The 16982-nt window shown below is 72.3% G+C and carries 14 protein-coding genes, 5 tRNA genes and 1 riboswitch; of the genes, 8 read left to right on the forward strand and 11 right to left on the reverse strand.

Annotation, left to right across the window (positions count from 1 at the left end):
* Nucleotides 1-8 precede the first annotated feature (8 nt).
* Together trmB and ACZ7EC_RS13450 are read left to right on the forward strand one after the other, a co-directional pair.
* Nucleotides 9-821 carry a tRNA (guanosine(46)-N7)-methyltransferase TrmB gene (gene trmB, locus ACZ7EC_RS13445; RefSeq protein ID WP_471062123.1) on the forward strand — a complete coding sequence of 271 codons (813 nt, stop codon included), beginning with the start codon at nucleotides 9-11 and terminating at the stop codon, nucleotides 819-821.
* Between the two features lie 41 nt (nucleotides 822-862).
* Nucleotides 863-2209: a PrsW family intramembrane metalloprotease gene (locus ACZ7EC_RS13450; RefSeq protein WP_471062126.1), complete on the forward strand. Its 1347-nt coding sequence runs from the start codon at nucleotides 863-865 to the stop codon at nucleotides 2207-2209.
* A 19-nt stretch (nucleotides 2210-2228) separates the two neighbouring features.
* On the opposite strand, the gene ACZ7EC_RS13455 is transcribed toward ACZ7EC_RS13450, so the two are convergent.
* The 4 genes from ACZ7EC_RS13455 to ACZ7EC_RS13470 form a co-directional block, all read right to left on the reverse strand.
* On the reverse strand, nucleotides 2229-3173 hold the full coding sequence (locus ACZ7EC_RS13455) for an aldo/keto reductase (protein ID WP_471062129.1): 945 nt from the start codon (nucleotides 3171-3173) through the stop codon (nucleotides 2229-2231).
* 56 nt (nucleotides 3174-3229) lie between these two features.
* The gene (locus ACZ7EC_RS13460) at nucleotides 3230-4279 is read right to left on the reverse strand and encodes a M23 family metallopeptidase (RefSeq protein ID WP_471062132.1); all 1050 of its coding nucleotides are present in this window, start codon (nucleotides 4277-4279) and stop codon (nucleotides 3230-3232) included.
* A 9-nt stretch (nucleotides 4280-4288) separates the two neighbouring features.
* Nucleotides 4289-4456, reverse strand: a riboswitch (cyclic di-AMP (ydaO/yuaA leader).
* A gap of 300 nt (nucleotides 4457-4756) precedes the next feature.
* A tRNA-Met gene (locus tag ACZ7EC_RS13465) sits at nucleotides 4757-4830 on the reverse strand.
* Nucleotides 4831-4876: 46 nt separating this feature from the next.
* Nucleotides 4877-6058: a dihydrofolate reductase family protein gene (locus ACZ7EC_RS13470; RefSeq protein WP_471062136.1), complete on the reverse strand. Its 1182-nt coding sequence runs from the start codon at nucleotides 6056-6058 to the stop codon at nucleotides 4877-4879.
* Nucleotides 6059-6439: 381 nt separating this feature from the next.
* On the opposite strand from ACZ7EC_RS13470, the gene ACZ7EC_RS13475 reads away from it, so the two are divergent.
* Entirely contained in the window at nucleotides 6440-7096 is a 657-nt protein-coding gene (locus ACZ7EC_RS13475; protein WP_471062138.1) for a DUF2637 domain-containing protein, read from the forward strand.
* 304 nt (nucleotides 7097-7400) lie between these two features.
* On the opposite strand, the gene ACZ7EC_RS13480 is transcribed toward ACZ7EC_RS13475, so the two are convergent.
* The 6 genes from ACZ7EC_RS13480 to ACZ7EC_RS13505 all read right to left on the reverse strand — a co-directional run bounded on the left by ACZ7EC_RS13480 (nucleotide 7401) and on the right by ACZ7EC_RS13505 (nucleotide 13230).
* Nucleotides 7401-7937, reverse strand: a complete 537-nt coding sequence (locus ACZ7EC_RS13480) for an NADPH-dependent FMN reductase (protein WP_471062140.1) — start codon at nucleotides 7935-7937, stop codon at nucleotides 7401-7403.
* Nucleotides 7938-8001: 64 nt separating this feature from the next.
* Nucleotides 8002-8074, reverse strand: a tRNA-Lys gene (locus ACZ7EC_RS13485).
* Between the two features lie 88 nt (nucleotides 8075-8162).
* A complete protein-coding gene (locus tag ACZ7EC_RS13490; RefSeq protein WP_471062143.1) occupies nucleotides 8163-9728 on the reverse strand; it encodes an amino acid permease in 1566 nt (521 codons plus the stop codon).
* Between the two features lie 127 nt (nucleotides 9729-9855).
* Nucleotides 9856-11994 carry a DEAD/DEAH box helicase gene (locus ACZ7EC_RS13495; protein WP_471062146.1) on the reverse strand — a complete coding sequence of 713 codons (2139 nt, stop codon included), beginning with the start codon at nucleotides 11992-11994 and terminating at the stop codon, nucleotides 9856-9858.
* A 218-nt stretch (nucleotides 11995-12212) separates the two neighbouring features.
* Nucleotides 12213-12731, reverse strand: coding sequence for a hypothetical protein (locus ACZ7EC_RS13500; RefSeq protein WP_471062148.1), 519 nt, complete (start codon nucleotides 12729-12731; stop codon nucleotides 12213-12215).
* Nucleotides 12732-12879: 148 nt separating this feature from the next.
* Complete coding sequence (locus ACZ7EC_RS13505; RefSeq protein ID WP_471062150.1) at nucleotides 12880-13230, reverse strand: metallopeptidase family protein; 351 nt, start codon at nucleotides 13228-13230, stop codon at nucleotides 12880-12882.
* Between the two features lie 196 nt (nucleotides 13231-13426).
* On the opposite strand from ACZ7EC_RS13505, the gene ACZ7EC_RS13510 reads away from it, so the two are divergent.
* The 5 genes from ACZ7EC_RS13510 to ACZ7EC_RS13530 all read left to right on the forward strand — a co-directional run bounded on the left by ACZ7EC_RS13510 (nucleotide 13427) and on the right by ACZ7EC_RS13530 (nucleotide 15796).
* Complete coding sequence (locus ACZ7EC_RS13510; RefSeq protein WP_471062153.1) at nucleotides 13427-15007, forward strand: metallophosphoesterase family protein; 1581 nt, start codon at nucleotides 13427-13429, stop codon at nucleotides 15005-15007.
* An 80-nt stretch (nucleotides 15008-15087) separates the two neighbouring features.
* Nucleotides 15088-15160, forward strand: a tRNA-Glu gene (locus tag ACZ7EC_RS13515).
* A 39-nt stretch (nucleotides 15161-15199) separates the two neighbouring features.
* Nucleotides 15200-15274: transfer RNA gene (locus ACZ7EC_RS13520), tRNA-Asp, on the forward strand.
* A gap of 24 nt (nucleotides 15275-15298) precedes the next feature.
* Nucleotides 15299-15375, forward strand: a tRNA-Phe gene (locus tag ACZ7EC_RS13525).
* A gap of 76 nt (nucleotides 15376-15451) precedes the next feature.
* Entirely contained in the window at nucleotides 15452-15796 is a 345-nt protein-coding gene (locus ACZ7EC_RS13530; protein ID WP_471062156.1) for a hypothetical protein, read from the forward strand.
* 106 nt (nucleotides 15797-15902) lie between these two features.
* Here the strand turns inward: ACZ7EC_RS13530 and ACZ7EC_RS13535 are convergent, their stop codons facing one another.
* The gene (locus ACZ7EC_RS13535) at nucleotides 15903-16943 is read right to left on the reverse strand and encodes an ABC transporter permease (RefSeq protein WP_471062158.1); all 1041 of its coding nucleotides are present in this window, start codon (nucleotides 16941-16943) and stop codon (nucleotides 15903-15905) included.
* Nucleotides 16944-16982: the final 39 nt, after the last annotated feature.

Consider the following 16982-nt stretch of genomic DNA (forward strand, 5'->3'; position numbering starts at 1 on the left):
TTCGTACTGTGTCTGATGCGCTGAACACCCCCGACGTCCTGTCCGAGCCGGCCCCGGACGCCCCCGGTGCCGCCCCCCGGCCCGACCGGGCCAAGGGCGCGCCGCGTTTCCCGGACGGCCCGAAGGCCGATCCCGCCGGCTCGCACTTCGAGCGGCGGATCCGCAGCTTCCAGCCGCGCCGCAGCCGGGTCACGAGCGGGCAGGCCGACGCGCTCCAGCGGCTGTGGCCGGCCCGGGGACTGGACATCGACGGACAGCGGGTGCTCGACCTCGCCGAGCTGTTCGGCAACGACCGTCCGGTGGTCCTGGAGATCGGCTTCGGCATGGGCGAGGCCACCGCGCAGATGGCCGCCGCCGACCCGGACACCAATGTGCTCGCGGTCGATGTGCACACCCCCGGCCAGGGCAATCTGCTGAACCTCGCCGAGCAGAACGCGCTGGACAACATCCGGGTGGGCAACGGGGACGCGATCATCCTGCTGCGCGAGATGCTCCGCCCCGACGCGCTCGCCGGGCTGCGGGTCTACTTCCCGGACCCCTGGCCCAAGAAGCGCCACCACAAGCGGCGGCTGATCCAGCCCGCGTTCCTCGACCTCGCCGCGACCCGGCTGCGGCCCGGCGCGCTGCTGCACTGCGCCACCGACTGGGAGCCGTACGCCGAGCAGATGCTCGACGTGCTGACCGCCCACCCCGACTTCGAGAACACGCAGCCCGACGGCGGTTACGCGCCCCGGCCCGCGTTCCGGCCGCTGACCCGTTTCGAGGGGCAGGGGCTGGACAAGGGTCATGTGGTGCACGATCTTCTCTTCCGCCGCAGGTAAACCACTCAGCCCCGCGTCCCGCCACCGTTAGGGTCGATGCCGTGGCCACCAGTTCCGCGTACCCGATGTACCCCCCGAACCCCGGCGGCGAGATGCTGCGCCACCCGCACTGGTGGCAGCTGCGGTGGGTGCGGTACGGCGCACTGATCACGCTGCTGGCCATGTCCGGGCTGGTCATCCTGGCGCTGGTGCGCAAGGAGACCGGCACCGAGGGGTTCCTGGTGGGTCTCGGCCTCGCGGTGCTGCCGGTGCCCTGGCTGGTCACCGCGTTCCGCTGGCTGGACCGGGTGGCGCCGTTCGCCTGGCGGAACCTGGTGTTCGCGTTCTGCTGGGGCGCGTTCGCGGCGGCGCTGATAGCCATCGTCGCGAACAGCTTCGCGACCAAGTGGATAGCCACCTCCACCGCCGACCCCGCGGGCGCCAACACCCTCGGCGCCACCCTCATAGCCCCGATCGTGGAGGAGTCCGCCAAGGCGGCGGCCGTCCTGCTGGTCTTCCTCTTCCGCAGGCGCGAGTTCACCGGGATCGTGGACGGGATGGTGATAGCCGGGATCACCGCCACCGGGTTCGCGTTCACCGAGAACATCCTCTACCTCGGCACCGCCTTCGGCACCGACCGGATCAGCGGCGGCCACGGCATCGTCTCCGTCACCGCCGCCACCTTCTTCGTGCGCATCGTGATGTCCCCGTTCGCGCACCCCCTGTTCACCACCTGCACCGGCATCGGCTTCGGCCTCGCCGCGCTGTACGGGGCCCGCGGGCGCGCCCGGCGGGTGCTGCTCCCGCTCGGCGGTCTGCTGCTCGCGATGTGCATGCACTCCCTGTGGAACAGCTCCGCCGGCTTCGGCCAGTACGGCTTCCTCGCCGTCTACGGCGCCTTCATGCTGCCGGCGTTCGGGCTGCTGACCTGGCTCGCGATCTGGACCCGGCAGCGGGAGCTGCGCACGGTGCGCGAGGAGCTGCCCACGTACGTGCTGGCCGGCTGGCTGGGCCCGGCCGAGCCCTTCGCGCTCGGCTCGATGCGCGCCCGCCGGATGGCCCGCGACTACGCCCGCCACCACGCCGGCCGGCCCACGGCTCGGGCGGTCGCCCAGTACGAGACGTACGCCACCGCCCTCGCGCTGCTGCGCCGACAGGGCCGCCAGGGGCGGGCGGGCGCCGACTTCGCCCTCCGCGAGCGGGAACTGCTCGATCGGCTGTGGCAGCGCCGGGAGGCCGCCCGGCCCGCCCTGGAGTACGCGGCCCTCAGAGCGGCCGCCGCCCACGTCCCGATGGGATGGGCGCCCGCGCCGTACGGGCACGCGTACATCCGGCCGGGGCAGCCGCAGGGGCACGGGTACGGCTACCCGGCGGCGCCGTACCCGTCGTACCACCCGTACCGGATGTGACCTGCGAACCGCCGGCTGCTCAGGCCGAGGCGGCCGTCAGCTTCTCCAGCTCGTCGTCCGTCAGCTCCAGGTCGCCGGCCGCCAGCAGCGGCGGGAGCTGCTCCAGGGTGCGGGCCGAGGCGATCGGGGCGATGACGGTCGGCTGGGCGGCCAGCCAGGCGAGGGCGACGGTGGCATGTGCGGCCCCGTGCGCGGCGGCGATCTCGTCGAGGGCGGCGAGCACCTTCTGCCCGCGCTCGGTCTCCGCGTACTTCGCGGCCGAGCCGGCACGGGCGCTGTCCACCGTGGCGCCGGGCCGGTACTTGCCGGTCAGGAAGCCCGCGGCGAGTGCGAAGTACGGCACCGCGGACAGGCCCTCGCGGGCGACGAGGTCCTGGAGCGGGCCCTCGTAGGTGTCGCGGGAGACCAGGTTGTAGTGCGGCTGGAGCGCCACATAGCGGGCCAGGTTCTCGCGGGCGGAGAAGTCCAGGGACTCCTTGAGCCGCTCGGCGCTGATGTTGGACGCGGCGATCTGCCGCACCTTGCCGGCCTTCACCAGTTCGTCCAGCGCGCCGATGATCTCCTCGACCGGCACCTCGGGCTGGTCGAAGTGGGTGTAGTAGAGGTCGATGTAGTCGGTGCCCAGGCGGGCCAGGGAGGCGTCGGCGGCGGCCTTGATGTTGGCCGCGGACAGGCCCTTGTACTGCGGGTGCTGGCCGACCTTGGTGGCGATGACGACGTCGGAGCGGTTGCCGCGGGCCTTGACCCACTTGCCGATGACGGTCTCGGACTCGCCGCCCTGGTGGCCCTCGACCCAGGCGGTGTAGACGTCTGCGGTGTCGATGAAGTTGCCGCCCGCGGCCGTGTACGCGTCCAGGACGGCGAAGGAGGTCTGCTCGTCGGCGGTCCAGCCGAAGACGTTGCCGCCCAGGCAGAGCGGGAAGACTTCGAGGTCGGATGAGCCCAGTGTGCGCAGAGAAGTCATGCTTCACATCAACACCGGCGACGAATGATCGCATTCCGCCGCCGGTGCGGGCGCCGTCAGGGGTTGAGGCCCTTGTCGCGCAGCCAGGGCGCGGGGTCGACGGCGGTGGCCTGCCCGTCCGGGTGGACCTCCAGGTGCAGGTGCGGCCCGGTGACATTGCCGGTGGCGCCGACGCGGCCGATGACCTCGCCGGTGGCGACCTTCTGGCCGACCGAGACATTGATCGAGGACTGGTGGCAGAACCACAGCTCGGTGCCGTCGTCCAGGGTGAGGACGGTGCGGTAGCCGTAGGCGCCGGCCCAGCCGGCCTGGGTGATGGTGCCGCCGTGGATGGCCTTGATCAGGGTGCCGGTGGGGGCGGCGAAGTCGAGGCCGGTGTGGTAGCCGGAGGACCACATGGCGCCGGGCTGCCCGAAGGTGCCGGTGAGCGTGTACGAGACGACGGGCAGCGTGTACTGCTTGGCCAGCGCGGCCAGCCGCTTGGCCTCGGCCGCCTTCCTGGCGTCGGCCTCCGCCTTCTCCTTGGCGTCGGCGGCCTTGGCGGCGGCCTCCTTCTCCGCCTTGGCGGCCGCCGCCTCGCTCTGCTGCTGGGCGGCGGCGACCATCGCGGCGGCGGCCTTGCTGTCGGCCTGGCCCTGCTGCTGCTCGGCCTGGGCCATGATCCGGTTGCGCAGGGCCTCGCCCGCGCCGGTGTCCCTGGCGCCCTCGGTGGTCCGCCCGAGGTCGGAGAGCGCGGTGGCGGCCTCGGCCTTGGGCTTCTCGGCGGAGTCGTCGCCGAGGTAGTGCTCGACGGTGGCCAGGTGGGGCACCGAGACGTCCGGCAGGTCCGGCATCGAGACGGAGACCGGCGGCTTGCCGGGGTTGGCGCTGGCGATGCCGCCCGCGCCGACGGCGGCGATCACACCGACGCCGAGGACGGTGGAGCTGCGGGCGAAGCCGCCGCGCTGCTTGGCGACGCGGTGGCGGCCGCGGACCGGGGCGACGGACTCCTCGCTGGGGTTCCACTCCTCCCAGGGTCCGTCGCCCTCGGGGCCGGGGCCGAACGACTCGGGTTCGCGCTGAGCGGGCACGAACGGTGCTTCGGGGGCGGGACGGTTGGACGCCACGGGGGCGTGCTCCTTTCCTTCCTCCGCCTACCGGGTTAGCTGACGGGTTCGGAGCAGGAAGGTCTCCTACGCGCGTATACCGCTCGCGGACTCGGCTGAGTCCGCGGTGGTGTCCGCGTGATTCACCCCAAGGTGGTGGTTCCCCGGTTCCCTCGCGGGATTCGGCGCGTGCGCACGGAGCCGCCTCGGGTGACGGCTGGGACGACCGCGCTGCGTTATCGAACGTTAATAGACCGGAGGGGAACTTTCCAAGCCGTTCGGCTTGATCATCAAGGTTCAAACCCCTGGACTTACCGCCCAGCGGGCCGCCAAACCGGGCGAGTTGAGCGCCCTCCAGGAGTCATCGGGTTTTTGATGGTGACTCAGATGTTATGCGCTGGGCGTTCGAACGGTCACTGGGGGTAACCCCCCCATTGGGGGTCCGGAAAACACCCAGGGCCGGAATCCATGAACTGGATTCCGGCCCTGAGATATCAGTAGCGGGGACAGGATTTGAACCTGCGACCTCTGGGTTATGAGCCCAGCGAGCTACCGAGCTGCTCCACCCCGCGGCGATGTCTCTACTGTACGCCATCACCAGGGCGGAAAGCACATCGGTTACGACGGACCCCCGGATCGGCCGGGCAGATGCCGGTTCGGGGCCTGGGCCAGGGGCTCGTACTCGGGCAGGACGACGACCTCGGCGCCCGCGGCCGTCAGCACCCCGGAGCCGTCGGCCGCCACCACGAACGTGTCCGGCTCCCGCCAGGCGGTGACCACCCGGCGCACCCCCGCCCGCAGGATCAGCTCGGCGCAGGGCGCGGGGCGCGAGGCGCGGCGGGCGCAGGGCTCCAGGCTGCTGTAGACGGTGGCGCCGGGCAGCCGCGGGTCGGCGGGGTCGGTCTTGGCGAGCGCCGCCTCCTCCGCGTGCACCACCGGGTCCCCGCCCTCGCGGGAGTGGCCGCGGGCCAGCTCGGTGCCGTCGGCGGCGACCACGACCGCGCCGACGCTGAAGGCCGTCCGCGAAGGCGGGCACAGCGCGGCCAGCTCGCAGGCGGTGCGCAGCCAGTGCCGGTCGGCGGCGGTGGGCACCGGGCCGGTGCCGGGCGCGGTGGGCTCGTAGCGCATCAGGACGACGTCCCCGATGCGGCGGGACTCGACCAGCCGCAGCCGGCCCTCCTGGTAGCGGCCGGGCCCGAACAGCCGCGGGGCGCCCGGATCGCCCACGATCAGCGGGGCGACCACCAGCTGGAGTTCGTCGGCGAGGCCCTGCTGGAGGAGCTGGGTGTGCACGGCCGCGCCGCCCTCCACCATCAGCCGGCCGATTCCGCGCTCGGCCCGGAGATGGCCGAGCAGGGCCCGCCAGTCCAGCTCAGGGCCGAGTGGGACGACATCGGCGGCGCCGCCGAGGAGACGGGTGGCCCGCGCGGCGCCCTCGTCGGTGGTGTAGACGATCTTGTCGCCGCCGGTGTGCCAGAAGCGGGCCGCGGGGTCGAGGTCGCCGGTGCCGGTGACGGTGACCTTCAGCGGATACTCCGGCCGGCCCCGCGCGAGCCGGGCGGCGCGCCGCTCGGCGGAGCCGACCAGCAGCCGCGGGTTGTCGGCGCGCAGGGTGCCGGCCCCGACCAGGAGGGCGTCGGCCGAGGCCCGTACCGCGTCGACCCGGTCGAAGTCGGCCGGTCCGGACAGCAGCAGCCGCTCCGGGCCGGTGTCGTCCAGGCAGCCGTCGAGGGAGACGGCGGCGGACAGCAGCACGTACGGGTACGGCGCGGACTCGGGCAAAGCTCGCTCGGTGCTCATCGACTCCAGTGTGCGGCCCGCCGCCGGCCGGCCTGCCCATGGGGACGGCGCGCCCCGCCCGGCCCGGCCCCGGCCCGCCCGAAAAGCATTCTTATTTCCGCCCGTTGCTGTCATAGGACCGCCGAACCCCGCTTTCGAGTTACAGAAGCACCCGAATGCCCCACACCCTCAGCTCCCGAGAGGCTCGTTAGCTGACCGTGGCACGCACAGAGAGACGCGCAGCGCTGAATCTCCACTCGCCGGTCACATTCCGGGTGGAAAGCAAGGAAGGCGAGGTGTTCACCGACGGCTGTTCCGATCTTCTTGACGATTTCTTGAGGAGAATCCGCCAGCTGGAGAGTGAGTACCTGCGGGCGATGGTGAGGCTCTAGGACTCGGCCGATGGACAGGATTCACGATGAAGACGTTACGTGTGACTACGAGTTCAGCACGCTCGAGATGCAGTGGGACCCGGTCGAGGAACTGGCCCAGATGCTGTCCGGCGCGTCCGCCGCGAATCCCGACCCGGCCACCCCGCCCCACGGCAGGTCCAGCCACCGGAAAAATCGCCGGCGCATCCGCACCGAGCCCGGATTGCTGCGCGACGATCAACGCGGCGCGCCCGTCACGCTGCTGATCGCCACCATCTCGGTATGCGCGCTGTGCATGCTGGGCTGGTCCTTCTCCTATTCCTACGCCCAACTCCGTGCCACCGCTTCCTCCGTACTGCCGATGCGCCTCGCACAATGGTGGCCGCTGACGGTGTACGGGCCCTGGCTCGTGGCGGCGCTTTCCATTCTGCGGGCGACGGTCCAGAACCGAAGTGCCAGAAGATCGTGGGGAGTTCTGCTGGGCGCCTCCACCATGGCGGTCGCGCTGTGCGTCTGTCACACGGCGCATTCCCCGCTCTCCCTGATCATCTTCGGAATTCCGCCGATCACCGCCCTGGTGTGTTTCTGGGAGATCGTCGGCCAGGTCTCCTCCAAGGTGACCCGCCCCCGGCATGCCGCGCACAGCCGCCGCAATCCCAAGACGCAGGGACCGTACGACGTCAGATGAGGCCGCCGGCCCGCCGGGAGACCGGCGGGCGCGCGGTCGCCGCGGGGCGACGCAGGTCCGGCTTCTCCGGCGCGGGCAGGTCCACGATCCAGCCGGACGGGCCGGGTAAGCCGGTCGCCGCACACGCCCAGCCGCCGCGGCAGCGGCAAGCCGGCCCGGCATGACGGCAGTTCGGGTCCGCCCCGCAGGGCGCTTATGAGGTCGGCCCACGCGGTCGACGGGTCGTGCCGCGCCCGGAGTCAGACCGACTCGGGCACCCGGCCAAGCCGCCGCCACGGGTTCGGCACGCTCCCGGAACCCGGCGTCACGCCGCCCCCGCCCCGGCCGCCGTCAGGAGGCCCAGCACCTCACCGACCCGCCGGCGGATCTCCGTGTCCGCGACGAGCCCGTCCTCGCCCACGTCCCCGTGCCCCACCGGCACCCGGACACAGGCCGCCTCCACGATGGCCGCCCCGGTGTACCCGAGCACCGTCCGCAAAGTGGCCTCCGCGCCCTGCCCCCGCCCCGGCGCCGCCACGTTGACCCAGGCGACCGGCTTGTCGCAGATCTCGGTCCCGCCGACCGTCCAGTCCAGCAGGTTCTTGAACGCGCCCGGCAGCGTCCCGGCGTACTCCGGCGCGCAGACCAGCACCCCGTCCGCCGCGTCGATCGCCGCCCGCAGTTCGGCCACGGCCGCCGGCAGCGGTTCCCGGTCGTCATCGGGATTGAAGTGCGGCAGCCGCCCCAGCCCCTCGTACCGGACGGCCCGCAGGGCCGCCTCCGCCGCCACCGCCTGTGCCGTCCGCAGCAGCGCCTCATTCGCGGAGCCGGCCCGCAGGCTTCCCGACAGCAGCAGAATCATCCCCGACCCCCTCGAAACGGACGAGCCCCCAGCTCGAACTGCTCCTGAGCTGGGGGCGATTCCGTAGGCCCTGTGGGACTCGAACCCACAACCAATGGATTAAAAGTCCACTGCTCTGCCAATTGAGCTAAGGGCCCAGGCGATGTTGCCTGTCCGAGCATAGCCGCAGGAGGCCGGGTCTCCGATCGGGTAGGGGGGACCCGGCCGCGTCGCGGAGCGGGATGGCTAGTTTTTGACGGGCCCGGAGGCGGGCGCGGAGGCGGGGGTGCGGGCCGGGGCGAGGAACCAGTGGCGGGCGGAGACGAGCCACCAGGTCGCGGCGAAGCCCAGGACGACCAGGACGGCGACGGGGGCGTAGTTGAAGGTCTCCCAGGTGACGGGCGAGACCTGCGGGAGCATGAAGAGGATCGTGATCGCCAGCACCCACAGGACCGAGATCACTCCGATCACCCCCGACCAGCGGCCCAGATGCCAGGGGCCCCGCTCGAACGCCGCGCCCTTGCGGACCCGCAGGAAGGTCGGGACGACGTAGGCGAGGTACAGGCCGATCACCGCGATGGACGTCACCGCCGCGTACGCCGTCGAGTTGATCAGGTAGGGCAGGCCGAGGGCCAGCGCGGCGAGCGCGGCCAGCCAGACCGCCGCCACGGGGGTGCGGGTGCGCGGGCTCACCGTGTGCCACAGCCGGGAGAACGGCAGGGCGCCGTCGCGGGAGAAGGCGTAGATCATGCGGCTGTTGGCGGTGACGGAGGCCATGCCGCAGAACAGCTGGGCACCGATCACCACCAGGAGCAGCAGCTTGCCGGAGGTGGCGCCGAGCGCGTCCAGGAGGATCTGGGCCGGCGGCGCGCCCGTCGCGGACGTCAGCTCACTGTCGTACGACTGGATCGCGTAGGTGAAGCCGAGCAGCAGCACGAGCCCCGCGATCCAGGACGTCCAGATGGAGCGCACGATGCCCTTCGGACCCGCCGTGGCCGCGTCGTGCGTCTCCTCGGTCATATGGGCGGAGGCGTCGTAGCCGGTGAAGGTGTACTGGGCCATCAGGAGGCCGAGCAGCACGACGTAGACACCGCTGCCCCAGCCCGTCCGGTTGACGAAGTGGGTGAGGACGAAGGACGTCGGGCGGTGGTGGTCGGGTACGACGGCCAGCGCGCCGGCGATGACCGCCACCCCGAGCACGTGCCACCACACGCTCACGCTGTTCAGGAAGGCGACGATCCGCACGCCGAAGGTGTTCAGCAGGCCGTGCAGCAGCAGGATCGCGGCAAAGAGCAGGACGGTGCGCACCCGCGTCACCTCGAAGCCGAACTGGAGGTTCAGGTACGCGCCGAGGAAGGACGCCGCGCCGAAGTCGATGCCCGCGGTGACCGCGACCTGGCCCAGCACGTTGAACCAGCCCGTGAACCACGCCCACGCGGCCGCCGAGCGGGCCGGTGCCAGCCGGTGGGCCCAGAAGTAGAGGCCGGCCGAGGTCGGGTACGCCGAGCAGATCTCGGCCATCGACAGCCCCACGAGCAGCGTCATCAGGCCGACCGCGACCCAGCCCCAGGTGATCACGGCGGGGCCGCCCGTGGCCATGCCGAAGGCGTAGAGGGTCAGACAGCCCGACAGGACCGAGATGATCGTGAAGGACACCGCGTAGTTGGCGAACGCCGACATACGGCGGGCGAGGACCTGCGTGTAGCCGAGCTGGGCCAGCCGTTCCTCGTCCGAGGGCCCGCCCGCGGGCGCGGCACCCGTCGTGTCCCCCGTGACCTCGGTTGTGGCATCGCCTGTCGCGTCTTCTGTCATGCCCCCAGCAATTCCCCCGGCGCGGGCGTGACATGCGTCACTCGGGGGCGGTACGCGGAAGGGCCCGCACGACGTCGGTCGTGCGGGCCCTTCGCGGTGTACGGCGCTGTGCGTACGGCTCTGTGCGTCAGCCGTTGCGCTTCCAGCGCGGCTTGTCGTCGCGGCGGCCGAAGGAGGAGCCGGTGCCACGGTGGTCGTCACGACGGCCGTAGGGGCGCTCGTGGCCGCCGGACCGGAAGCCCGGACGGTCGTCGCGGCGGTCGCGGTTGAACGGGCGGTCGCTGCCCCGGTGGCCGCCGCGGTCGTCCCGGCGGAAGCCACCGCGGTCGTCACGGCGCTCGAAGGAACGGCCGCCACGGTCGTCACGGCGGTCGTCACGGCGGTCGTCACGGCGGAAGCCGCCGCGGTCGTCACGGCGCTCGAAGGGGCGGCCACCACGGTCGTCACGGCGGTCGTCGCGGCGGTCGTCACGGCGCTCGAAGCCACGGGCGCCACCACGGTCGTCACGGCGGTCCCGGTCGAACGGACGGCGGTCGTCGCGACGCTCGAAGCCACGGGCGCCACGGTCGTCACGGCGGTCGTCACGGCGGAAGCCGCCACGGTCGTCACGACGCTCGAAGGAACGGCCACCACGGTCGTCACGGCGGTCGTCACGACGCTCGAAGCCACGGGCGCCACCGCGGTCGTCACGGCGCTCACGGCGCTCGTACGGCGCCGAAGCCGCCGGACGCTCCTCGCGCTCGGCCTGCTGCGCGACGGGCTCCTCGGCCACCGCGAGCTCCTCGGCGGCGGACGCCTGGGCCTCGGCCACCGCGGTCTCCGGGTCCTCACCGCGCTCGCGGGCGACACGGGCCACCAGGCGGTCGGCCTCCTCGCGCAGCTCGGCGGCGCGGCGCTGGGCGCGCTCCAGCTGCTTGGTCAGCTGGACGACCTCGCGCTCGGCCTGCTGCGCGGCGTTGCCGGCGGACTCGGCCTGCACCTCGGTCATGGACCGGGCGCCGGTGATCTCGGCGACCTCCGGCTCGAAGGCGGCGCCGCCCTGGATGATGTGCCGGCCCGCATCGACGCCGGCGTCCTCCATCAGGCGGAAGATCTGGCGCCGCTGGTGCGGCAGCGACAGGGAGACGACGGTGCCGGTACGGCCCGCACGCGCGGTACGGCCCGCACGGTGCAGGTAGTCCTTGTGGTCGCCGGCCGGGTCCACGTTGAGGACCAGGTCGATGCCGTCGACGTGGATGCCGCGGGCGGCGACGTCGGTGGCGACCAGGACGTTGACGTAGCCGTCCTTGAAGTCGGCCAGGGTGCGGGTGCGCGCGCCCTGGGTCATGCCGCCGTGCAGCGCGTCGGCCTTCACGCCCGCGTCGCGCAGCTGCTCGGCGACGCGGTCGGCGCCCAGCTGGGTGCGGACGAAGATGATCGTGCGGCCCTTGCGGGAGGCGATCGCGGCGGTGACCGGCGCCTTGTCCTTGGGCTTCACGATGAGGATGTGGTGGGACATGGTCGTCACCGCGCCCTGGGCCGCGTCCACCTCGTGGGAGACGGGGTTCTTCAGGTAGCGGTCGACGAGGGTCTGGATCTCGTTCTCCATGGTGGCGGAGAACAGCATGCGCTGACCGCCCGCCGGGACCTGGTCGAGCAGCTCGGTGACCTCGGGCAGGAAGCCCAGGTCGGACATCTGGTCGGCCTCGTCCAGGACGGTGATCTGGACGTCCTCCAGCGAGCAGGCGCCGCGGTTGATGATGTCGCGCAGCCGGCCCGGCGTGGCGACGAGGATGTCGACGCCGCGCTCCAGGGCGTAGATCTGGTTGCCCATGGAGGTACCGCCGCAGACGACCTTCATCTTCAGGCCGACGACGTCGCCGTACGGCTGGAGGGCGTCCGCGACCTGCATGGCCAGCTCGCGGGTCGGGGTGAGGATGACCGCGCGGGGGCGCTTCTTCTCGGTGCGGCCGCCGGCCAGCTGCGCCAGCGTCGGCAGACCGAAGGAGAGGGTCTTGCCGGAGCCGGTGCGGCCACGGCCGAGGATGTCCTTGCCGAGCAGGGCGTCCGGGATGGTCGCGGCCTGGATCGGGAAGGGGGAGGTCACACCGTTCTGCGCGAGCTTGCGCACGACGCCCTCGGGGAGCCCGAGGTCGGCGAAGGTGATCTGGGGGGTCTGGGGGGCCTCGGGGGCCTGGGTCTCAGTGGCCTCGGTCGTCTCGTCCACGAGTTCGTTCTCGTTCTCGTTTTCGGGCACGACGATCTGGTCAAAACTGGACACGGACATGCGAATGCGAAACCTTCCGGAGTCTCGTCGGCACGCGCCCGTCAACTCCGTGATTCGCACACGACCGCCTCAATGCGGTCCGCCACGGCAAGGGAGAGTACGCGCCACACGGCGCGCTCTGTGGTGGCGCCGGGCAAATGGGATCAAACGATCTACCACCATACGCACCCTCCCCCCTCGGAGGCAAACCGATGGCCCGCCCGGCGGCGTGCGTCCGGTCACATCGGGACGCCCGCCGCGGGCGCCGGCACCCGTTGCACCAGTTGGGGGGCGGGGTCCTCGTGCGCCGAGGAGGAGGGCTCGGCCGAGGGGGGCGGGGTGTCGGGCGGCGGCGGGGTGGTCGCCGGGGGCGGGGGCGGGGCGGTGGTGGGTCCGGGCGTCGGCTGGGCCCGCGGCGGGGCCGGCGGGGCGCCGGGGGTCCTGCGGGGCTTCGAAGGGTCCGCGGGGGCGCTGTCCGCGCCGGACGCGCCGGACGGGGACGCCGGCGCCGACTCCCCCGGCTTCCGCTTGCCGCCGTGCCCGTGCTTGCCGTCGCCGCCGGGGGCCATGCGGCCGGGGACGGCCACGCCGTCCACCGCGGGCCCGGCACCCGCCGCCGCCCCGGCGCCGCCCTGCCGCCCCGCGGAATGGGAGGGCGCGGTCCGGCTCCCGGCATCACCCACGTTCACACAGCCGGCGGCGGTGGAGACGGCCAGTGCCGTGACGACCAGACGTACGGGTACGGGCAAGGGGCGCACGGCGGCCACCTCCGGGGACAGGGAACGGGGTCAACCTGTTCAACTCCCGTCGCCCGCGGGAGGACACGCGCCGCGTACGCATCACGTCACGCGGCTCGTACGGCCACTGCGGCGATGCCCCCGCCCCGCAGGGCCGTCTGACGCCTCGTCACCCGTAGCCGAGGGCGTGCAGCCGGGCGTCGTCGATGCCGAAGTGGTGGGCGATCTCGTGCACCACGGTCACCTCGGTCTCCGCCACGACATCCTCGCGCGTGTCGCACATCCGCAGCGTCGGCCCCCGGTACACCGTGATCCGGTCCGGCAGCACACCGGCGTACCACTCGCCCCGCTCGGTCAGCGGGGTGCCCTCGTACAGGCCGAGCAGATCGGGGTCGGCGGCGGGCGGCTCGTCCTCGACGAACACCGCCACGTTGTCCATGAGCCGCGTCAGCTCCGGCGGGATCCGGTCGAGCGCCTCGCCCACCAGTTCCTCGAACTCCTCGCGCGTCATCTCCAGCACAGGGCCATTGTCGGGCACGGGAAGGCCGTACGAGAGCGCCGGTCCGCCGCGCCCGGGGGCGACCGGGCCCGCGCACCGGGGGCCGCCGGCTCCCGCGCCGGCCGGCTCCCCCGCCCGCGCACACCGGAGCGGCCGATCACCACGCACGAGGTGGCCAACCCGCATAACCGCCCCCGCACATGGGCATAGGGGATCAATGGTCCGCGTCCCCGTCGCCGTCCTGAACCGCATGCCGAACCGCCTCGCAGCCCTCTTCCGCCGCCCCCCGGCTTCCCGCCCCCGGCCGCTGCCCGAGCTGGAGCTGGCCGCCCGGCCCCGGACCTGGTCCGGCGCGCTGGGCCTCACCCTGGTCGTGCTCGTCGGCGCCTGGCTGGGGCTGCTGGTCGTCGGCAACGTACGGACGCCGGTCGGGCCCATGAACACCACGATGGCGCTGCGCCCCTCGCTGACCGGCGGCACGAAGATCAACGTGTCCCCGCTGGGCGCACTCACCCTGGACAGCCATGTCGCCCCCGTCCGCCTGGACGTCAACGTCGATCAGCTGGACCCGCTGCGCTCCCAGGAACTGGTCGACCACCCGGAACGGATCTCCGGTCTCCAGGACGAGGTGGTGCACGACGTGGAGCACGGCACGTTCGACCTCGCCGTGCGCTCCTGCGTCGCCGTGGTCACCGGCGCGGGCATCCTCGGGTTCGCCGTCTACCGGCGCCCGCGCCGCGCGCTCACGGCCGCGGGGCTGGCCCTCGCGCTGCTGGCCGCCTCGGGCGCCTCCGCGTACGCGACCTGGAACCCCAAGTCCGTGCTGGAGCCGAGGTTCTCCGGGCTGCTCTCCTCCGCACCCTCGGTGATCGGCAACGCGCGCAGCATCGTCACCGACTTCGATGTCTACCAGGAGGAGCTGGCCCGCCTGGTGACGAACGTGACCAAGCTGTACGACGTCACGTCCACGCTCCCGGCCTACCAGCCGGACCCCTCCACCATCCGGGTCCTGCACGTGTCGGACATCCATCTCAACCCGGCGAGCTGGAAGATCATCGCCTCGCTGGTGCAGCAGTACAAGGTGAACGTGATCGTGGACTCCGGCGACACGATGGACCACGGCACCGCTGCGGAGAACGGCTTCCTGGACCCGATCGCCTCGCTGGGCGTGCCGTACGTCTGGGTACGGGGCAACCACGATTCCGAGGTCACCCAGCGCTATCTGGAGCACATGAAGAACGTCCGTGTGCTGGACGACGGGCACGCGCGGACGGTCGGCGGGCTGCGTTTCGCGGGCATCGGCGATCCGCAGTTCACCCCGGACCGCGCGGTGGTGCCCGGCGGTGACGCCGCCGAGCGGCTCGCCGGCGACCGGCTGGACAGCGCGCTGCGCTCCCAGCGGGCGGCGGGCACCCCGGTGGACGTGGCGATCGCGCACGAGCCGGTGGCGGCTCGGGAGACGGACGGGGAGGTGCCGCTGGTGCTGTGCGGGCATCTGCACCACGAGGGGGACGAGAAGCTGCCGTACGGGACGCGGCTGCGGATGGAGGGCTCGACCGGGGGCAGCGGACTGCGCGCGGTGGAGGGGAAGTACCCGGCACCGATCGAGGCGTCGGTGCTCTATTTCGACCGCGACAGCCATCGGCTCCAGGCCTGGGACGCGATCCGGCTGGGCGGCCTCGGACTGACGACGGCCGAGGTCAGCCGCCATCTGGCGGACGGCAACCGGCCCGGCGCCGCACCCGCGTCGACCGCCCCCGCGCCCTCCGGGAAGGCGCCCGCCTCCGGCCGCCCGTAAACCGTTTTGGCGATCCCCCTCGCCATCCCATATGCTTCTCACGTCCCCGACGCGCTGAGAAGCGCCCAGGCGGGCCGATAGCCCTCATCGTCTAGCGGCCTAGGACGCCGCCCTTTCAAGGCGGTAGCACGGGTTCGAATCCCGTTGGGGGCACGCAGAACCGTGTGCGACACTGTTGCACACAAACAGCTGGGTCCTGTGGAGCAGTTTGGAGTGCTCGCCACCCTGTCAAGGTGGAGGCCGCGGGTTCAAATCCCGTCAGGACCGCTGAGGTTTCACGTGAAACCTCGTGGCTGGGTAGCTCAGTTGGTACGAGCGATCGCCTGAAAAGCGATAGGTCGCCGGTTCGACCCCGGCCCCAGCCACCACCCGAAGGCCCCGTTCGACGAACGGGGCCTTCGTCGTCGTACGACAGCGTCGCACTCCAGCCAGGTCGGGGGGACCATGAGCGGCACCGAGATCGAGCTCGAAAAGGACAAGGCGAAGTACGGCCTGCTGGCGGTGATAGCCAGCAATGTCGCGATCGCCGCCGTGGCGGCCGTCGGGGTCTGGCGGCTCAAGGGCGACACCTCGGTGATCGTCGGCATCCTCACCGCCGCCTTCACCGCGGTGAGCGGCATGACCACCGCGTACCTGGGCATCAAGGCGGTGTCCAACACCGCGCGGTCCATGACCCTGGCCGGCGGCCCGGCCCAGCAGCAGGCCGCCGCGTCGGCTCCCGCGGCCGTCACGCCCCCCGTGGGGACCGACGCGATCCCCGCCCCCGCGGCGCCCGCCCCGAACTCCTAGGCACCGGTTTCCCGGACGCGGTCCGCCAGGGTCTTTCGTTTGGATCAGGCCGGATCAGGGCGCGGTGCCAGGGCCCGCGAGCCCGGCAAGATCCAAACGAGAGGCCCTAGGTTCCGACCTCCTTGGCCGGGCCCGTCGAGCGGCCGCCCGGATGGCGGTGGCGCCAGATCAGGAAGACCGCGCAGGCGAGGAGAGACCAGCCGGCCAGCACCAGGAACGGAAAGGCGTGCTGGTCGCCGCGGAAGTAGACGGCGGTGTGCTGGGCGTTCACCGAGGCGCCGGGCGGCAGCCAGCGGCCGATCGTGCCCAGCGCGGACGGCAGCAGGGGCCAGGAGACGGCACCGCCGGACGAGGGGTTGCCGAGCAGCACCATCAGGCCCCAGGTCGGCAGCATGGCCCAGCGCCCGAACAGGGTGTTGAACATCGTGAAGACCATGCCGGACGTGAACATCGTCAGGGCGAGGATCGCCCAGGACTCCGCGAACGGCAGCCGCAGCGCGCCCAGCCACCAGTCGACCACCGCGGCGATCGTGAACCCGCCGAGCAGCGCGTAGCCGACGGTGAAGGCGATCCGCTCCAGCGGATTCAGCGCCTTCGCGTGCACGCTGAGCTGGATCGCGCCGATGAAGCCGATCACCACGGCGGCGAGGGAGATGTAGAAGATCGCCAGCCCGCGCGGGTCGCCCTTCTGCAGCGGCTTGAGGTCGTGCAGCACGACGGGCGTCCCGGTGGCCCGGCTCACGCTCGCCGCGGCCTGGCCGAGGAGCTGGGCGACGGTCGCCCCGGAGGCCGAGGACACGTCCAGCCTGACCGGGCCGGCGCCCGCGGGGGCGTCGACCACCGCGAAGACGCGCTGCTGGTCCACGGCGCGTACGGCCGCCGCCCGGTCCGGGTACGGGTGCAGCTTCAGCGAGGCCGACAGGGCGTGCTCCATGCCCGCGAGGAAGGTGCGCGCCGGTGGTCTGTCGTAGGCGCCGGTGACCGCGGCGGGGATGCTGTGCGGGGTGGGGTTCGCCATGGCGTAGGTGTAGGAGCCCGCGAAGAGGCCGGCCGCGGCGGAGATGAGGAGGAGCAGGACGGTGGCGGGGAGGAACGGGGACCGCTTGAACGTCGTCCAGTGCGAATCGGGCGTACGCGAATCGGACATAGGGGAACTCTGGCATCTCGTCGCGGGGGGTGCCTGTTG

Source organism: Streptomyces sp. NPDC037203 (assembly GCF_055605065.1).